Raw genomic sequence first — 17,700 nt, 5'->3', positions numbered from 1 at the left:
CTGGGGGGGTGGGGGGGGTGGTGGCGCGGGGGGGGGGGGGGGGGGGGGGCGGGGGGCGCCCCCCCCCCCCCCCGCCGCCCCCCCCCCCCCGGCCCCCGGACCGAGGCGCCCCGGGCCCGCGCCTGCCAGACTGAACCCACAGAGCCCCACGACCAAGGACCACAGATGACCCGCGTGATCGCCGGAAAAGCCGGCGGACGCCGCCTCACCGTCCCGCCGGGCACCGGCACCCGCCCCACCTCCGACCGCGCACGCGAGGGCCTCTTCTCCACCTGGCAGTCCCTGCTCGGCGGCCCCCTCGAAGGCGAGCGCGTCCTCGACCTGTACGCCGGTTCCGGCGCCGTCGGCCTGGAGGCGCTCTCCCGCGGCGCGGGCCACGTCCTGCTCGTCGAGGCCGACGCCCGGGCCGCCCGGGTCGTCCGGGACAACGCCCGCTCCCTCGCCCTGCCCGGCGCCGAGGTCAGGGCCGGCAAGGCGGAGCAGATCGTCCGCACCCCGGCGCCGGCCGAGCCGTACGACATCGTCTTCCTCGACCCGCCGTACGCCGTCTCAGATGACGATCTCCGGGAGATCCTGCTCACACTCCGCACTCAGGGGTGGCTCGCGGAGGAAGCGCTCGTCACCGTGGAGCGCAGCACCAGAGGGGGCGAATTCGGCTGGCCCGACGGCTTCGAGGCCATCCGGGCCCGTCGCTACGGCGAGGGAACGTTTTGGTACGGTCGCGCCGCCTCTACGTGCGAAGACGCACGATGACCGGACCGGAGAGCGAGGGAACTCAAGTGCGCCGCGCCGTCTGTCCCGGGTCGTTCGACCCGATCACCAACGGACATCTCGACATCATCGCCCGTGCCTCCAGTCTCTACGACGAGGTCTACGTCGCGGTGATGATCAACCAGGCCAAGAAGGGCCTGTTCGAGATCGAGGAGCGGATCGAGCTCATCCGCCAGGTCACCGCCGAGTACGGGAACGTGCGCGTGGAGTCCTTCCACGGCCTCCTCGTCGACTTCTGCAAGCAGCGCGAGATCCCGGCCATCGTCAAGGGCCTGCGCGCGGTCAGCGACTTCGACTACGAGCTGCAGATGGCCCAGATGAACAACGGCCTCTCGGGCGTGGAGACCCTCTTCATCCCCACCAACCCCACCTACAGCTTCCTGTCGTCCTCCCTGGTCAAGGAGGTCGCCACCTGGGGCGGCGACGTCTCCCACCTGGTGCCGCCACTGGTCCTCGAAGCCCTCTCGCAGCGCCTGAGGAAGGACTGACACCAGCCCCGCCCGCGCTCAGAACAGCCCCCGAGACGGACATTCCGTCACCCGGTGTCCCCGCGAGACCCCAGGGTCGTACAGTCGTCCCGTCCGTCTCCAACAAGCTGTAGAGAGTGGCGAGCACACGGTGGACGTGCAGAAGAAGCTCGACGAGATCACCGCGATGGTCTCCGGCGCCCGCGCCATGCCCATGTCGGCCTCGTGCGTGGTCAACCGCGCCGAACTGCTCGCCCTGCTGGAGGAGCTGCGCGCCGAGCTGCCCGGCTCCCTCGCCCAGGCCCAGGAACTGATCGGCGACCGCGAGCACATGGTCGCGCAGGCCCGCCAGGAGGCCGAGCGGATCATCGAGAACGCGCACGCCGAGCGCGGCTCCCTGATCGCCGAGACCGAGGTCGCCCGCCGCTCCCAGGCCGAGGCCGACCGGATCCTCGCCGAGGCCCGCAAGGAGGCGGAGGAGGTCCGCGCGGAGGCGGACGACTACGTCGACTCCAAGCTCGCCAACTTCGAGGTCGTCCTCACCAAGACGCTCGGCTCCGTCGGCCGGGGCCGCGAGAAGCTGCTCGGCACCGGACCCGGCCTCGACGAGAACGGCTACGCGGACGAGGACGCCCCCGAGCGCAGCCACGACCCCGAGACCCTGCGCCGCGACGCGGACGCCTACGTCGACACCAAGCTCGGCGCCTTCGAGGCGGTCCTCGCCAAGACCCTGGAGGCCGTCGGCCGGGGCCGTCAGAAGCTGCACGGCCGGATCGCCACCGACGACCTCGGCGCCCTCGCGGACGACCTGACCACCGTCCAGCACTCCAGCGACGCCGACTACCTCGCCGACCTGGCGGCCCTCTCGGACACTCCCGCGGAGCAGCCCCGGCAGCGGGAGTACGCCGAGCAGCGGCCCGCGGCGGCCCAGGCACCGGCCGTGCCGGAGATGCCCTCGCAGCAGCCCGCGTACGGCTACGCGCAGCAGCAGCCCGACCCATACGCCGGCTACCAGCAGCCCTACGGCGCCCAGCAGGACGCGTACGGCTACCAGCAGGGCGACGCCTATGCCTCCGGCTACGGTCAGGACGCGTCCCTCCAGGGCTACGACGCCCAGCAGCAGGCCTACGACGCCCAGGGCTACCCCCAGCCCCCGCAGCAGCCGCCGGCCCAGCCACAGACCCTCGACGAGACCAGCCTCTTCGACACCAGCATGATCAGCGCCGAGCAGCTCAGGGCCTACGAACAGGGCCGCGGGCTCTAGCCCGGACCGGGGCCGCGCACCGGACCCGGGGCCGGATTGGGCCGAGAGCGCATGGTCCAGTATCCTGGCTCTTCGGTCGCGCGTACGTCCGCGATCAACGCTGCCCGGGGACACCGCAGGGCGGCGTTCCCCCAGCTTGGAAGATCGAAAGCAGGAATGGCTCTGAACGCCCGCCTCGACCACCGCAACCCTCTCGTGTTCGACACGCACGAGCTGGGGCGGCGTCCAGGTGCGCTGCAGCGCCTGAACCGTACGATCGACGCTCCCCGGGACCTCGGTGTCGCGGGAGTCGTCGGAGTGCCGGAAGGCTCTCCGGTGGAGCTCGAGCTCCGGCTCGAATCGGTCATGGAAGGGGTGCTCGTCACAGGCACCGCCCGTGCCAAGGCCGAGGGGGAGTGCGTAAGGTGTCTGGAGCCGCTGGAGCAGCAGCTCGAAGCGGACTTCCAGGAGATGTTCTCGTACCCTGACGCCGACGACCGGGGCCGCGTGAAGGCGGAGCCGGCCGACGACGCCGAGGAAGACGAGGACAGGCTCTTCGTCGAGGACGGTCTGATCGACCTCGAACCCGTGCTGCGTGATGCGGTGGTGCTCGCACTGCCGATGCAGCCGGTGTGCCAGGAAGACTGCCAGGGTCTGTGCTCCGAGTGCGGAGTACGCCTGTCGGACGACCCGGACCACCACCACGACGCCGTCGACATCCGTTGGGCGGCATTGCAGGGACTCGCCGGTTCACTCGAAGACGGCGAGAAGGACGAGATGAGCGGCGCCGAACCGGGCGTCGACGAGAAGCAGGAGAAGTAGCCGTGGCTGTTCCGAAGCGGAAGATGTCGCGCAGCAACACGCGCCACCGCCGGTCGCAGTGGAAGGCTGCGGTCCCCACCCTGGTTGCGTGCGAGCGCTGCCACGAGCCCAAGCAGCAGCACATCGCGTGCCCGTCTTGCGGCACTTACAACAAGCGCCAGGTCCTCGAGGTCTGAGCGGCTGGTGAGAGGCACTGTGTCAGTCCCCAAGAAGGCGGATGACGCCAAGGCGGACTCGGCCGCCAAGAAGAAGGCGGACAACCAGGCCTCGTCCCACACGCTTCTGGAAGGGCGGCTCGGCTATCAGCTCGAGTCCGCCCTTCTGGTGCGTGCGCTGACCCATCGTTCGTACGCGTACGAGAACGGCGGCCTGCCGACGAACGAGCGGCTGGAGTTCCTCGGTGACTCCGTCCTCGGCCTCGTCGTCACGGACACGCTGTACCGCACCCACCCCGATCTGCCTGAAGGCCAGTTGGCCAAGCTGCGGGCCGCGGTGGTCAACTCGCGTGCGCTGGCGGAGGTGGGCCGCGGCCTCGACCTCGGCTCCTTCATCCGGCTCGGCCGCGGTGAAGAGGGCACGGGCGGCCGGGACAAGGCGTCCATCCTCGCCGACACCCTCGAAGCGGTGATCGGCGCGGTCTATCTCGACCAGGGCCTCGACGCGGCCTCCGAACTGGTGCACCGCCTGTTCGACCCGCTGATCGAGAAGTCCTCCAACCTCGGTGCCGGCCTGGACTGGAAGACCAGCCTCCAGGAGCTCACCGCGACCGAAGGACTCGGTGTCCCCGAGTACCTGGTCACGGAGACCGGCCCCGACCACGAGAAGACCTTCACTGCTGCCGCCCGCGTCGGAGGCGTCTCGTACGGCACCGGCACCGGCCGCAGCAAGAAGGAAGCGGAGCAGCAGGCCGCGGAATCCGCGTGGCGCTCCATCCGCGCCGCGGCGGACGAGCGGGCCAAGGCGGCGGCGGCCGAGCCGGTCGCCGAAGCCGTGGTCGCGGCCGACGCGCCGGCGGACACCGACGCCCCGCCGGCCTCCGCCTGATCCACCGCACAGCACCGTACGGACCGAGCGCCCGCCCCAGTCCGGGGCGGGCGCTCGGCTCGTGCGCCGTACCGCCCGAGGGGGAGCCATGCCCGAGTTGCCCGAGGTCGAGGTCGTACGACGCGGCCTCGAACGCTGGGTCGCCCACCGGACCGTCGCCGACGCCGAGGTACTGCACCCCCGCGCGGTACGGCGCCACCTCGCCGGACCCGTCGACTTCGTCCAGCGCCTCGAGGGGCACCGCATCGGCATACCCAGCCGCCGCGGCAAGTACCTTTGGCTGCCCCTGGAGGACACCGACCAGGCGGTCCTCGCACACCTCGGCATGAGCGGGCAGCTCCTGGTCCAGCCGCACGAGGCGCCGGCCGAGAAGCACCTGCGCGTGCGCGTCCGCTTCGCCGACACGCGGTCGACGGAACTCCGCTTCGTCGACCAGCGCACCTTCGGCGGGCTGTCGCTGCACGACACCACCCCCGACGGACTGCCCGACGTCATCGCGCACATCGCCCGGGACCCGCTCGACCCGCTCTTCGACGACGAGGCCTTCCACGCCGCGCTGCGCCGCAAGCGCACCACGATCAAGCGGGCCCTGCTCGACCAGTCGCTGATCAGCGGCGTCGGCAACATCTACGCGGACGAGGCCCTGTGGCGCTCCCGCCTGCACTACGAACGCCCCACCGCCACCTTCACCCGGCCCCGCACCGCCGAACTGCTCGGCCACGTCCGGGACGTGATGAACGCGGCCCTCGCCGTCGGCGGCACCAGCTTCGACAGCCTGTACGTCAACGTCAACGGGGAGTCGGGCTACTTCGACCGCTCGCTCGACGCGTACGGCCGCGAGGGCCTGCCCTGCCGGCGCTGTGCCACGCCGATGCGCCGCCGTCCGTGGATGAACCGCTCCAGCTACTACTGCCCGAAGTGTCAGCGTCCGCCGCGCGCCGTGGCCTAACGCCGGGCGTCGTAGCGCTCGCGTGACGCGAGGACCTCGTCCATGTGCCCCTCCAGGCACTGGATGAGCGCGACCAGCCGTCCCGCCACCTCGCGTCCCAGCGGCGTCAGTTCGTAGTCGACGCGGGGCGGATTGGTGGGCTGGGCCTCGCGGTGCACCAGGCCGTCGCGCTCCAGCGCGTGCAGGGTCTGGGAGAGCATCTTCTCGCTCACGCCGTCGACGCGCCTGCGCAACTCGTTGAACCGGAACGACCCCTCGTGCAGGGCCCCGAGCGTCAGCGCACCCCAGCGCCCCGTCACGTGTTCCAGGGTGCCGCGCGAGGGACAGACCCGGGAGAACACGTCGTACGGAAGCTCCTGCTCCCCCGTCCGCTCGTGCGTCGTCGACATGCCCCCAGCGTACGTGAGCCCGACCCGCCGCCGCAGAGCACGCGGCCCGCGGGGGAGCGGGGCCGGGATCCCGTCAGTAGCCGAAGTCCTGGGTCCACCAAGGGCCGCCCGGGCCGAAGTGGACGCCTACTCCGAGGGTCTGGAAGTCGCAGTTCAGGATGTTGGCCCGGTGGCCGGGGCTGTTCATCCAGGCGTCCATCACGGCCTGGGCGTCGGCCTGGCCGCGGGCTATGTTCTCGCCGCCGAGGCCGGTTATGCCGGCCGCCTCGGCCCGGTCCCAGGGGGTGGCGCCGCTCGGGTCGGTGTGGTCGAAGAAGCCCTGTGCCGCCATGGCCTCGCTGAAGTTCTCGGCCAGTTCGCGCAGCGCGCTGTTCGCGGCCACCGGGCGGCAGCCCGCCCTGGCCCGCTCGTCGTTGACCAGCGAGAGCACCTGCGCCTCGGCGACGGCCTGCCGGGACGTGGCGGCGGGGGCGCTGCGGCTCTGCTCCGGGACCCTGGTGGCCGTGCGCGACGGCGTGGGCTTGTGCTGCTGGGCCGGGGCGGACGCCTCGGGCTCCTTCGTCTTCGACGGGGTCCGGGTCGGGGCGGCCGACGAGGACGCCGGGGCCGACGGCGACGGGGAGGACGCGGAGGCGGACGGGGACGACGGGGCGAGGGAGGAGGGCGTGGAGGCGCGGCCGCTGCCGCGGTTGGCGGACGTGCCGCCGTCCTGGCCGGTCTCCGCGCTGCCGGAGGTTCCGCCCTGCTGGGCCGGGGTGTTGGTCGGGGCGTCCGCGGACCGCACCCGGTCACCGCCGGCGGCGCCGCCGATCCGGTAGTTGTCGAGGCCGGGCACCGCACCGGTGGCCACGACGACCGTGCCGAGGGCGACGGCGACGGAGACGCCGAGCAGGCCCGCGCGGACCGGCGCGGCCCGCTTCTTGCGGCGGCGCCGTCCGCCCGCGCGCCGTGTACCCGCGTCGGGCGTGAAGCCCTCGCCGGTGAAGGGGACGGTGCGGCCGGCCTCGGGCGTGCCGTCGCCGGCGGGGTCGTCGGACGCGAACAGGTAGGCGTCGCTCTTCGCGCGGACCTCGGCGTACGCCTCGGGGTTCAGGTGGGGCGCGACGCCCATGGAGGGGCGGTCGCCCGGGGCCGGCGGGTCGCTGCCCGGCTGAGCGGATCCGTCCGCTCGGTGGTCCTCCGCGGCGCGGCCCGTGGCGGCGCGGCCGGCGGCGGAGCGTCGGTGGCGTCCCATGTCCTGGCCTTCCTCGTCCTCGCGGTCGACGTGTCCTCGACAATCAGCACGAACTCACACGATCGGGTGAGTTTCAGGTGAGATTCATCGGTTGGGGACGGTACCGCATGACGCAAGGGGGTGAAGTGTCCGGAGAGACATCGACTGGTTAGGTTGCACCCATGAGCGAGGATGTACGGCTGGTCGCGTGGGTGCGCGGTCAGGTCCAGGGCGTGGGTTTCCGCTGGTTCACGAGGGCCAGGGCGCTGGAGCTCGGCGACATGAGTGGCTTTGCTCTCAATCTGGCCGACGGGCGCGTCCAGGTGGTCGCGGAAGGCCCGCGGGAGCGCTGCGAGGCTCTCCTCGGCTGGCTCCAGGGTGACGACACGCCCGGACGCGTGGACGGCGTCACCGAGATCTGGGACACACCCCGCGGCGGCTACGACGGCTTCGCCATCCGCTGATCCGGCCCCGGCGGCACCCGTCCGGCCCAACGGCCCGCGACGCCCGTGAAGGACCGCCGGAACGAAAACGAGCAGGTGGTTGCCAAGAAGGGCGGCTCCGTGACAGGCTCCGCACCCAGAATGATCGCCACGCCCCCAGGGGCTCGCAGGAGTCGCAGCGCCGCCGTTTCCCGGCCGCGCGCCCCGGGAGCCCGCCAATACGGGGCGTGATCGTGTTGACCGTCAAACTTTTTGGTGAGACGCTGAAAGCCCCGCGCACCTTAGCTGTTTGGCATGGTTGAACGGCAGTAAAAACTCAAGAGTGCCAAGCACCGCGGGTGCAAATCCCTCACGACCCACACCGCTTCGGTCGGTCACTCATTGTGGAGGACCATCCATCATGGCAAAGGCGCTTCTCGGTTACGTCGGCGGCTCCGACCCTCGACTCCTCGCCGAGATGCGACGGCTCCAGCAGCGTGTCCAGGACCTGGAATCCGAGCTCGGACGAATCCAGGCGGAGAAGGACGCGCTGGCGGCTGCCGCTTCTCACGACAGGATCATGGAGAGCATGGAGAGCGTTGACGCACACCAGGCGGAGCCTGCGCTCACCTGATCACTGCATCGCTCCACGACGGCACAGCAGTGGTTGGGCCCGCCCGCATCAACCGCTCGGTTGTCTGAGTTGCAAGGGACGCTTCGGCGTCCCTTCTTTCTTTCCCGCCCCATCCGTCTCGTCTGCGACTGCTGCCCCGCCCGACCCTTCCCCCGTGCATCTTTTCACCCTCTTCAACGTCTGATGTGCCCTGCATGTTCAGCGGTGAAACCGCGCGGGTTCACCGGTTCACGCAGTGAGACACCGTGAAAGGTAGAGTCCGGCGGCGTGCACCTGAAGGCCCTGACCCTGCGCGGGTTCAAGTCGTTCGCCTCGGCGACCACGCTCCGCTTCGAGCCCGGCATCACCTGCGTCGTCGGCCCCAACGGCTCGGGCAAGTCCAATGTCGTGGACGCCCTGAGCTGGGTCATGGGCGAACAGGGCGCCAAGTCGCTGCGCGGCGGCAAGATGGAGGACGTCATCTTCGCCGGCACCACCGGCCGCCCGCCGCTCGGCCGGGCCGAGGTGTCCCTGACCATCGACAACTCCGACGGGGCCCTGCCCATCGAGTACGCCGAGGTCACCATCACGCGGATCATGTTCCGCAACGGCGGCAGCGAGTACCAGATCAACGGCGACACCTGCCGCCTGCTCGACATCCAGGAACTGCTCTCCGACTCCGGCATCGGCCGCGAGATGCACGTGATCGTCGGCCAGGGCCGGCTCGACTCGGTCCTGCACGCCGACCCCACGGGCCGCCGCGCCTTCATTGAGGAGGCCGCCGGCGTCCTCAAGCACCGCAAGCGCAAGGAGAAGGCGCTCAGGAAGCTGGACGCGATGCAGGCCAACCTGGCGCGCGTGCAGGACCTCACCGACGAGTTGCGGCGCCAGCTCAAGCCGCTGGGCCGGCAGGCGGCGGTGGCCCGCAGGGCGGCCGTCATCCAGGCCGACCTGCGCGACGCCCGGCTCAGGCTCCTCGCCGACGACCTCGTACGGCTGCGCGAGGCGCTCCAGGCCGAGATCGCCGACGAAGCCGCCCTCAAGGAGCGCAAGGAGGCCGCCGAGCGCGAACTCGGCACGGCGCTGCGCCGCGAGGCGGAGCTGGAGGAAGAGGTGCGCCGCCTCACCCCGCGCCTGAAGCGGGCCCAGCAGACCTGGTACGAGCTCTCCCAGTTGGCCGAACGGGTCCGCGGCACGATCTCCCTCGCCGACGCCCGGGTGAAGAGCGCCACCTCCGCGCCCCCCGAGGAACGCCGCGGCCGCGACCCCGAGGACCTGGAGCGCGAGGCCGCCCGCGTGCGCGAGCAGGAGGCCGAACTGGAGGCGGCGCTCGAAGCGGCCGAGCGCGCCCTGGAGGACACGGTCGCCCACCGCGCCGAACTGGAACGCGAACTCGCCCAGGAGGAGCGCCGCCTGAAGGACGCCGCCCGCGCCATCGCCGACCGCCGCGAGGAGCTGGCCCGGCTCAGCGGCCAGGTCGGCGCCGCCCGCTCGCGCGCCGCCTCCGCCCAGGCGGAGATCGAACGGCTGGCCGCCGCCCGGGACGAGTCCCGGCAGCGGGCCGCCGCCGCCCAGGAGGAGTACGAGGCGCTGCGGGCCGAGGTCGACGGCCTCGACGCCGGCGACCGGGAACTGGCCGAGCGGCACGAGGCCGCCAAGCGCCGGCTGGCCGAGGCGGAGTCGGCCCTCGGAGCGGCCCGCGAGGCCGCCACCGCGGCGGAGCGCGAGCGCGCGGCGACCCGGGCCCGCCACGACGCCCTCGCCCTCGGCCTGCGCCGCAAGGACGGCACCGGCGCGCTGCTCGCCGCCCGGGACACCCTCGGCGGGCTGCTGGGCCCGGCCGCCGGGCTGCTGACCGTGGCGCCGGGCCACGAGACCGCCCTGGCCGCCGCCTTCTCGGCCGCCGCCGACGCCCTCGCCGTGACCTCCCCCGCGGCCGCCGCCGACGCCCTGCGCCATCTGCGCAAGCAGGACGCCGGACGTGCCGCGCTGCTGCTCGCCGGCGCCCCCGACGACGTAGCGGACGAGTCCCGGCGCGAGGGGCCTCCGTACGCCGCCGACCTGGTGCGTGGACCCGCCGAGCTGATGCCCGCCGTACGGCGGCTGCTGCGGGGGATCGTCGTCGTCGCCACCCTGGAGGACGCCGAGGAACTGGTCTACGCCCGGCCCGACCTGACCGCTGTCACCGCCGAGGGCGATCTGCTGGGCGCCCACTTCGCGCAGGGCGGGTCCGCCGGCGCGCCCAGCCTGCTGGAGGTGCAGGCGTCCGTGGACGAGGCCGCCGCCGAGCTGGCCGAGCTGTCGGTGCGCTGCGCGGAGCTGGCCGAGGCGCAGGAGGCGGCCGTCGAGCGGCGCCGGGAATGCGCGGCGCTCGTCGAGGAGCTGGGGGAGCGGCGGCGGGCCGCCGACCGGGAGAAGTCGTCCGTCGCCCAGCAGCTCGGGCGGCTCGCCGGGCAGGCGCGGGGCGCAGCGGGGGAGGCCGAACGGTCCGCCGCCGCGGCGGACCGGGCCCAGGAGGCGCTGGAGAAGGCGCTGACGGACGTCGAGGAGCTGGCCGAGCGGCTCGCCGTCGCCGAGGAGAGCGCCCCCTACGGGGACGGGGCGGAGGAACCGGACACCTCGGTCCGCGACCGGCTCGCCGCCGACGGGGCCAACGCCCGCCAGACCGAGATGGAGGCCCGCCTCCAGGCCCGTACACACGAGGAGCGGGTCAAGGGTCTCGCCGGCCGCGCCGACTCCCTGGAGCGGGCCGCCCGCGCCGAACGCGAGGCACGCGCGCGTGCCGAACAGCGGCGGGCCCGGCTGCGGCACGAGGCGGCCGTCGCCGAGGCCGTCGCCGAGGGCGCGCGGCAACTGCTGGCGCACGTCGAGGTCTCCCTGGTCCGCGCCGACGAGGAGCGCACCGCCGCCGAGGCCGCCAAGGCCCGGCGCGAGGAGGAACTGGCCGCCGCGCGCACCGCCGGACGCGACCTCAAGGCCGAGCTCGACAAGCTGACGGATTCAGTCCACCGGGGCGAGGTACTCGGCGCCGAGAAGCGGCTGCGCATCGAGCAGCTTGAGACCAAGGCGCTGGAGGAACTCGGTGTGGAACCGGCGGGGCTCGAGGCCGAGTACGGGCCGCATCATCTGGTGCCGCCCTCGCCCCCCGCCGAGGGCGAGCAGCTCCCGGAGGATCCGGAGCACCCGCGCAACCGGCCCCGGCCCTTCGTACGGGCCGAGCAGGAGAAGCGGCTGAAGGCGGCCGAACGGGCGTACCAGCAGCTCGGCAAGGTCAATCCGCTGGCCCTGGAGGAGTTCGCGGCGCTGGAGGAGCGGCACCAGTTCCTCAGCGAGCAGCTCGAGGACCTGAAGAAGACCCGCGCCGACCTGCTCCGGGTCGTCAAGGAGGTCGACGAACGCGTCGAACAGGTCTTCACCGAGGCCTACCGGGACACCGCCCGGGAGTTCGAGGGCGTGTTCAGCCGGCTGTTCCCCGGCGGGGAGGGCCGCCTGGTGCTGACCGACCCCGACAACATGCTCACCACGGGTGTGGACGTCGAGGCGCGGCCGCCGGGCAAGAAGGTCAAGCGGCTCTCGCTGCTCTCGGGCGGGGAGCGTTCGCTGACCGCCGTGGCGCTGCTGGTGTCGATCTTCAAGGCGCGGCCCAGTCCCTTCTACGTGATGGATGAGGTCGAGGCGGCGCTCGACGACACCAACCTGCAACGGCTGATCCGGATCATGCAGGAGCTGCAGGAGGCCTCGCAGCTCATCGTCATCACGCACCAGAAGCGGACGATGGAGGTGGCGGACGCGCTGTACGGCGTGTCCATGCAGGGCGACGGTGTGTCGAAGGTCATCGGCCAGCGTCTGCGCGACCCGGCGTAGGACGTCCCGGTGCGGGCACGTGGGCGCGGACGGGCAGACGCGCATCTCTTCAACTTTTGAACTCAAGGCCCGCCGAGTCCTCGATACAACTCACAGCTTTCTGCCCTATTGACTTAGACACTTGAAGGCATAGTCTCTGCAACGTTGCTTTTACCTTCAGGTACCTATCAGTGGACCTCGAAGGGCGAACCACCCCGGCAGCGTTGCCGGAAGCCCGAGGAGTACACGTGGCCAGCACAGCGCAGGCACCCAATTCAGGAGCCAGGACGGCTCACCCCGACCATCTCGGGCACGTCATCTTCATCGCGGCGGCGGCCGCGATGGGCGGTTTCCTCTTCGGCTACGACAGCTCCGTGATCAACGGCGCGGTCGAGGCCATCCGGGACCGCTACGACGTCGGTTCCGCGTTGCTGGCCCAGGTCATCGCCATCGCGCTGATCGGCTGCGCGATCGGCGCCGCGACCGCCGGCCGGATCGCCGACCGCATCGGCCGCATCCGCTGCATGCAGATCGCCTCCGTCCTGTTCACCGTCAGCGCCATCGGCTCCGCACTGCCCTTCGCGCTGTGGGACCTCGCCATGTGGCGCATCATCGGCGGCTTCGCCATCGGCATGGCCTCGGTGATCGGCCCCGCCTACATCGCCGAGGTCTCCCCGCCCGCCTACCGCGGCCGGCTCGGCTCCTTCCAGCAGGCCGCGATCGTCGTCGGCATCGCGGTGTCGCAGCTCGTCAACTGGGGGCTGCTGAACGCCGCCGGCGGTGACCAGCGCGGTGAGCTGATGGGCCTGGAGGCCTGGCAGGTCATGCTCGGCGTCATGGTCGTCCCGGCCGTCCTCTACGGCCTGCTGTCCTTCGCCATCCCGGAGTCCCCCCGCTTCCTGGTCTCCGTCGGCAAGCGCGAGCGCGCCAAGAAGATCCTCGAAGAGGTCGAGGGCAAGAACGTGGACTTCGACGCCCGCGTCGCCGAGATCGAGCACGCCATGCGGAGCGAGGAGAAGTCCTCCTTCAAGGACCTGCTGGGCAGCAGCTTCTTCTTCAAGCCGATCGTCTGGATCGGCATCGGCCTGTCCGTCTTCCAGCAGTTCGTCGGCATCAACGTCGCGTTCTACTACTCCTCGACGCTGTGGCAGTCGGTCGGCGTCGACCCGACGGACTCGTTCTTCTACTCGTTCACGACGTCGATCATCAACATCGTCGGCACCGTGATCGCCATGATCTTCGTGGACCGCATCGGCCGCAAGCCGCTCGCCGTCATCGGCTCGGTCGGCATGGTGATCGGCCTGGCGCTGGAGGCCTGGGCGTTCTCCTTCAACCTGGTCGACGGCAAGCTCCCGGCCACCCAGGGCTGGGTCGCCCTGATCGCCGCCCACGTGTTCGTCCTGTTCTTCGCCCTGTCCTGGGGCGTGGTCGTCTGGGTCTTCCTCGGCGAGATGTTCCCCAACCGGATCCGCGCCGCCGCCCTGGGCGTGGCCGCGGCCGCGCAGTGGATCGCCAACTGGGCCATCACGGCGAGCTTCCCCTCGCTGGCCGACTGGAACCTCTCCGGCACCTACGTGATCTACACGGTCTTCGCCGCGCTCTCCATCCCGTTCGTGCTGAAGTTCGTGAAGGAGACGAAGGGCAAGGCGCTGGAGGAGATGGGCTGACCGCCCCGCCCCCCCGATCTCGGGGAGAGGGGCCACATCCCCGCTGTCCCTCTCCTCGTACCGTCCGCCGCCCCCGGCCCGGGTCGTCACCCGGACCGGGGGCGGCGGTTCTCGCGCCTCCCGACCCGGCGGCCGTCGCACCGTGCCACGACTGCGCCGCCGTCCACGGGGTCCGGCGGGCGCACTCCTCGACGGCGAGCAGGCGGTCCTCGGCGGCCCCGCCGCTCCGGAACCGGCCCGCGCACGCCGCTGTCCGGTCCGACGAACCGCGGTGGGGCGTCTCGCGCAACAGGCCCGGCGCATGCTCGTACCCCACCACCGGATCGTGTCCCCTCGGAACCGGCGGCCGGCGGGACCGGAGCGCGCGAGGTGCGAGCCCCACGCGGGTGTGCGCCACGACTCGCAACCGCCTCGGGTGTTCTCGGCCGGGAAGCGCGTCGAACCGTCGGCTCGCGGCGACGGCATCCGCCGGCGAGCCCCTTCCCAGCGGGCACCGCACGCCAGGGCGGGGAGCGGACACGCGCGACGCCCCCGCTCCGTGGTGTGCCGGGAGCGGGGGCGTCGGGGGGTGTGCGTCAGACGGTGACGGTCTCGGGGTGCTCGGCCCCGTCCGCCGGGGCCTTCGCCGGGACGGTCACGGCCGGCTTGGGCAGGACCATGTACAGCAGGCCCGAGATGATCACCGTGGCGACCCAGCCGAGGCCGTACTCGCCGATGACGTTGTTCGTGGCGAGCGGGCCGGTGAACCAGTCGGACGTGGTGAACATCAGACCCGCGGCCAGGCCCACCGCCCAGGCGGTGACGGCGGCGGGGGAGAAGCCGCCCCGGTACCAGTAGGCGCTGGTGCGGCCGGTGTCGGCCAGGGCCTCGCCGTCGTACTCGCGGCGGCGCAGCATGTCCGCGCCGAAGACGCCGACCCATGCGGAGAAGGCGACGGCGAGCAGCGACAGGAAGGCGATGAACGACCCCATGAAGCTCGTCGCCGCCAGCATCAGCACTCCGCCGAAGACCAGCGAGATCACGGCGTTCACCGAGACCGCCCAGTGCCGCGGGATCCGGAAGCCCAGGGTCTGCGCGGTGAAGCCGGCCGAGTACATCGACATGGAGTTGATCAGCAGCATGCCGATCAGCGCGATCAGCAGGTACGGCACCGCGAGCCAGGTCGGCAGGATCTCGCCGAGGAAGGAGACCGGGTCGGCGGCGGAGGCCAGGTCCGGCGTGGAGACCGCCATGACCATCCCCATCAGCACCATGGGCAGGACGACGATGCCGGCGCCGCCGACCGTCACCCCCACGATCCCCTTCGCGGAGGCGGTGCGCGGCAGATAGCGCGTGAAGTCCGGCGCGGACGGGATCCAGCTCACGCCGCCCGCCGCGATCAGTCCCACGCCGGTGATCATCGCGGCCACCGTACCGGCGGGCCGGTCGAAGACCGCGGACCAGTCCGTGTCGACGATCAGGTAGCCGAGGACCAGCACCGAGAAGACGGCGAAGAGATAGGCCGCGTACTTGTTGCACTTCTGCACGGCGTTGATGCCGAGCCCGGAGATCGCGAAGGTCGCCACGACGAAGGCGAGCAGCGTCACCATGTCCAGCACGCTGTTGGACCGGATGCCGAAGACGATGTCCAGCACGGACAGCACCGCGTAGGCGCCGGTCACGGCGTTGATCGTCTCCCAGCCCCAGCGGGCGACCCAGATCAGCGAGCCGGGCAGCAGATTGCCCCGCTGACCGAAGACCGCGCGGGACAGGGCCATGCCGGGGGCGGCGCCGCGCTTGCCGGCGATGCCGATCAGCCCGACCAGGCCGAACGACACGACCGGCGCGGCGCCCGCGACGACGAGGGCCTGCCAGAAATTGAGGTGGTACGCCACGACGAGGCTCGCGCCCATCGTGAGCAGCAGCACGCTGATGTTGGCGCCGACCCAGGTCGGGAAGAGTCCGCGGGTCCGGGCGGTGCGCTCGTGGTCGGGCACCTGCTCGATGCCGCGTGTTTCCAGGGCGCCTTCTGTCTCGGCGGTCTTGCTCATGTGGGGGGTCCGTGCCTCGATCGTGGGGAAGAGGATGCGGTCGGGACTCTACGCGCGTTGACGGCGCCTCTTCCATCGTACTTTGATCCGACTGATTCCCTCCAGGGGCCTTTGTCCCTTGGTGGAAGCCACAAGCGGGGTGTCCCCGGGACCCATGGCTGATACTGGACGGGTTATGGAAATCCTCATCCTTGCTGTAGTCATCGCCGTGGTCGTGATCGGCGCGCTCGGCGGGCTGGTCGTGGGCTCCCGCCGCAAGAAGCGGCTGCCTCCGCCGCCGCCCAGCACGCCCGACATCACCGCCCCTCCGGCCGAGCCGCACGTCGGCGAAGAGGCCGAGACGCCCCGCGACGAACCGCGCCGGACGATAGAGGAGGTCGACCTCCCGGACGGCGGCACCGCTCCCGTCGGTGTCGAGGAACCGCCCGTCGTCGAAGAGCTCGAGATCCCGCAGATCGAGGTTCCCGAGCCCACCGCCGGCCGCCTGGTCCGGCTCCGTGCCCGCCTGTCCCGCTCGCAGAACGCCCTCGGCAAGGGCCTGCTGACCCTGCTCTCCCGCGAGCACCTCGACGAGGACACCTGGGAGGAGATCGAGGACACCCTCCTCACCGCCGACGTCGGAGTGCAGCCCACCCAGGAGCTGGTCGACCGGCTGCGCGAGCGGGTGAAGGTGCTCGGCACCCGCACGCCCGGGGAGCTGCGCACCCTGCTGCGCGAGGAGCTGATCACCCTGGTCGGCCCCGACATGGACCGCGAGGTCAAGACCGAGCCCGCCACCGGCAAGCCCGGCGTCGTGATGGTCGTCGGTGTCAACGGCACCGGCAAGACCACCACCACCGGCAAGCTCGCCCGGGTGCTGGTCGCCGACGGCCGCAGCGTCGTCCTCGGCGCCGCCGACACCTTCCGCGCCGCCGCCGCCGACCAGCTCCAGACCTGGGGCGAGCGCGTCGGTGCCCACACCGTGCGCGGCCCGGAGGCGGGCGACCCCGCCTCCGTCGCCTTCGACGCGGTCAAGGAGGGCAAGGACATCGGCTCGGACGTCGTCCTCATCGACACCGCCGGCCGCCTGCACACCAAGACCGGCCTCATGGACGAGCTCGGCAAGGTCAAGCGCGTGGTGGAGAAGCAGGCCCCGCTGGACGAGGTGCTGCTGGTGCTCGACGCCACCACCGGCCAGAACGGCCTGATCCAGGCCCGCGTCTTCGCCGAGGTGGTCAACATCACCGGCATCGTCCTGACCAAGCTGGACGGCACGGCCAAGGGCGGCATCGTGATCGCGGTGCAGCGCGAGCTGGGCGTCCCGGTCAAGTTGATCGGGCTCGGCGAGGGCCCCGACGACCTGGCGCCGTTCGAGCCGGAGGCGTTCGTGGACGCGCTCATCGGCGAGTGACACCCGCCGGCCCCGCGCCGGCGCGCACGCGAAGAAGCGCCCGCCCCCGAGGTGCAGTCGGGGGACGGGCGCTTCGCCGTGCCGGGCGGGGTGCCGGTCGGTGACCGGCGGGCCTACGCCCGGGACCGGTGGGCCACGAAGGCCAGGGTTCCCAGCAGCAGGCGCGCCGCCGGGGGCCGCGTCGCCGAGTCCAGGGCCGGCGGACGCAGCCAGCGCACCGGGCCGAGGCCGCCCTGGTCCGAGGGGGGCGCCGTGATGTACGCACCGGAGCCCAGGCCGCGCAGATCGAGGGCGGACGGGTCGTCCCAGCCCATGCGGTACAGCAGCCGGGGCAGCTCGGCGGCGGCCCCGGGGGCGACGAAGAAGTGTGCGCGGCCCTCGGGCGTCGCCGTCACCGGGCCGAGGGGCAGCCCCATGCGCTCCAGCCGCGCCAGCGCCCGGCGCCCGGCGGCCTCGGCCACCTCGATCACGTCGAACCTTCGGCCCACCGGCAGCAGCACCGGGGCGCCCGGGAACTCGGCCCACGCCGCGCTCGCCTCGTCCAGCGTCGAGCCGGCCGGCAGCTCGGTGGTGAAGTCCAGGGGATGTGCGCCCGGTGCCGGGCAGCCGCGCCGGCCGCAGGAGCAGCCACCCGCCGTGGCCCGCGCCCCCGGCACCACGTCCCAGCCCCACAGTCCCGTGAACTCCGCCACCGCGGTGGCCTCCGGGGCGCGGCCGCGGCGGCGCGTGCCGGACCGGACGTCGCGCGTACCCCGACTGGTGCCGATGCCGATCGTGAAGCCCATGCCCCCTCCAACGGGTCCGACGCAGCGGCGGTTACGCAGCGAACGTATCGCG

General features: G+C 72.1%; 16 protein-coding genes. 12 read left to right on the top strand and 4 right to left on the bottom strand.

Going from position 1 to position 17,700, the window contains the following annotated elements; genetic code table 11:
* Window positions 1-165 precede the first annotated feature (165 nt).
* From rsmD to mutM, 7 genes are all read left to right on the top strand, one after another.
* Window positions 166-753 carry a 16S rRNA (guanine(966)-N(2))-methyltransferase RsmD gene (gene rsmD, locus ACH499_RS20410; RefSeq protein ID WP_399017380.1) on the top strand — a complete coding sequence of 196 codons (588 nt, stop codon included), beginning with the start codon at window positions 166-168 and terminating at the stop codon, window positions 751-753.
* Between the two features lie 26 nt (window positions 754-779).
* Window positions 780-1,259: a pantetheine-phosphate adenylyltransferase gene (gene coaD / locus ACH499_RS20405; RefSeq protein ID WP_356200946.1), complete on the top strand. Its 480-nt coding sequence runs from the start codon at window positions 780-782 to the stop codon at window positions 1,257-1,259.
* A 130-nt stretch (window positions 1,260-1,389) separates the two neighbouring features.
* Window positions 1,390-2,502 carry a cell division initiation protein gene (locus ACH499_RS20400; protein WP_399017378.1) on the top strand — a complete coding sequence of 371 codons (1,113 nt, stop codon included), beginning with the start codon at window positions 1,390-1,392 and terminating at the stop codon, window positions 2,500-2,502.
* A 156-nt stretch (window positions 2,503-2,658) separates the two neighbouring features.
* A complete protein-coding gene (locus ACH499_RS20395) occupies window positions 2,659-3,303 on the top strand; it encodes a DUF177 domain-containing protein (protein ID WP_356200744.1) in 645 nt (214 codons plus the stop codon).
* 2 nt (window positions 3,304-3,305) lie between these two features.
* Window positions 3,306-3,479 carry a 50S ribosomal protein L32 gene (rpmF, locus tag ACH499_RS20390; protein ID WP_003951102.1) on the top strand — a complete coding sequence of 58 codons (174 nt, stop codon included), beginning with the start codon at window positions 3,306-3,308 and terminating at the stop codon, window positions 3,477-3,479.
* Window positions 3,480-3,486: 7 nt separating this feature from the next.
* Window positions 3,487-4,347, top strand: a complete 861-nt coding sequence (rnc, locus tag ACH499_RS20385; protein ID WP_356200746.1) for a ribonuclease III — start codon at window positions 3,487-3,489, stop codon at window positions 4,345-4,347.
* An 88-nt stretch (window positions 4,348-4,435) separates the two neighbouring features.
* A complete protein-coding gene (gene mutM / locus ACH499_RS20380) occupies window positions 4,436-5,296 on the top strand; it encodes a bifunctional DNA-formamidopyrimidine glycosylase/DNA-(apurinic or apyrimidinic site) lyase (protein ID WP_356200748.1) in 861 nt (286 codons plus the stop codon).
* Here mutM and ACH499_RS20375 read toward each other — a convergent pair.
* Both ACH499_RS20375 and ACH499_RS20370 read right to left on the bottom strand, forming a co-directional pair.
* Complete coding sequence (locus ACH499_RS20375; protein ID WP_356200749.1) at window positions 5,293-5,685, bottom strand: helix-turn-helix domain-containing protein; 393 nt, start codon at window positions 5,683-5,685, stop codon at window positions 5,293-5,295. The genes mutM and ACH499_RS20375 overlap by 4 nt on opposite strands.
* Before the next feature lie 73 nt (window positions 5,686-5,758).
* A complete protein-coding gene (locus ACH499_RS20370) occupies window positions 5,759-6,919 on the bottom strand; it encodes a CAP domain-containing protein (RefSeq protein ID WP_399017375.1) in 1,161 nt (386 codons plus the stop codon).
* Between the two features lie 161 nt (window positions 6,920-7,080).
* Between ACH499_RS20370 and ACH499_RS20365 the strand changes: the two genes are divergently transcribed.
* From ACH499_RS20365 to ACH499_RS20350, 4 genes are all read left to right on the top strand, one after another.
* Entirely contained in the window at window positions 7,081-7,362 is a 282-nt protein-coding gene (locus tag ACH499_RS20365; protein ID WP_356200753.1) for an acylphosphatase, read from the top strand.
* 379 nt (window positions 7,363-7,741) lie between these two features.
* A complete protein-coding gene (locus tag ACH499_RS20360) occupies window positions 7,742-7,954 on the top strand; it encodes a hypothetical protein (RefSeq protein ID WP_030188592.1) in 213 nt (70 codons plus the stop codon).
* A gap of 267 nt (window positions 7,955-8,221) precedes the next feature.
* Entirely contained in the window at window positions 8,222-11,797 is a 3,576-nt protein-coding gene (smc, locus tag ACH499_RS20355) for a chromosome segregation protein SMC (protein WP_399017372.1), read from the top strand.
* A 227-nt stretch (window positions 11,798-12,024) separates the two neighbouring features.
* On the top strand, window positions 12,025-13,443 hold the full coding sequence (locus tag ACH499_RS20350) for a sugar porter family MFS transporter (protein WP_399017370.1): 1,419 nt from the start codon (window positions 12,025-12,027) through the stop codon (window positions 13,441-13,443).
* A gap of 575 nt (window positions 13,444-14,018) precedes the next feature.
* Here ACH499_RS20350 and ACH499_RS20345 read toward each other — a convergent pair.
* Window positions 14,019-15,473, bottom strand: a complete 1,455-nt coding sequence (locus ACH499_RS20345) for a cytosine permease (RefSeq protein WP_399017368.1) — start codon at window positions 15,471-15,473, stop codon at window positions 14,019-14,021.
* A 175-nt stretch (window positions 15,474-15,648) separates the two neighbouring features.
* On the opposite strand from ACH499_RS20345, the gene ftsY reads away from it, so the two are divergent.
* Window positions 15,649-16,863 (top strand): signal recognition particle-docking protein FtsY, encoded by a 1,215-nt coding sequence (ftsY, locus tag ACH499_RS20340; RefSeq protein ID WP_399017366.1) that lies wholly within the window; start codon window positions 15,649-15,651, stop codon window positions 16,861-16,863.
* Window positions 16,864-16,976: 113 nt separating this feature from the next.
* Here the strand turns inward: ftsY and ACH499_RS20335 are convergent, their stop codons facing one another.
* Window positions 16,977-17,648 carry a bifunctional DNA primase/polymerase gene (locus tag ACH499_RS20335; protein ID WP_399017364.1) on the bottom strand — a complete coding sequence of 224 codons (672 nt, stop codon included), beginning with the start codon at window positions 17,646-17,648 and terminating at the stop codon, window positions 16,977-16,979.
* Between the last annotated feature and the right edge of the window lie 52 nt (window positions 17,649-17,700).

The organism is Streptomyces sp. NPDC018947 (genome assembly GCF_044390505.1).
Classification (GTDB): Bacteria; Actinomycetota; Actinomycetes; order Streptomycetales; family Streptomycetaceae; genus Streptomyces.
This window is presented reverse-complemented; position numbering and strand designations above follow the sequence as displayed.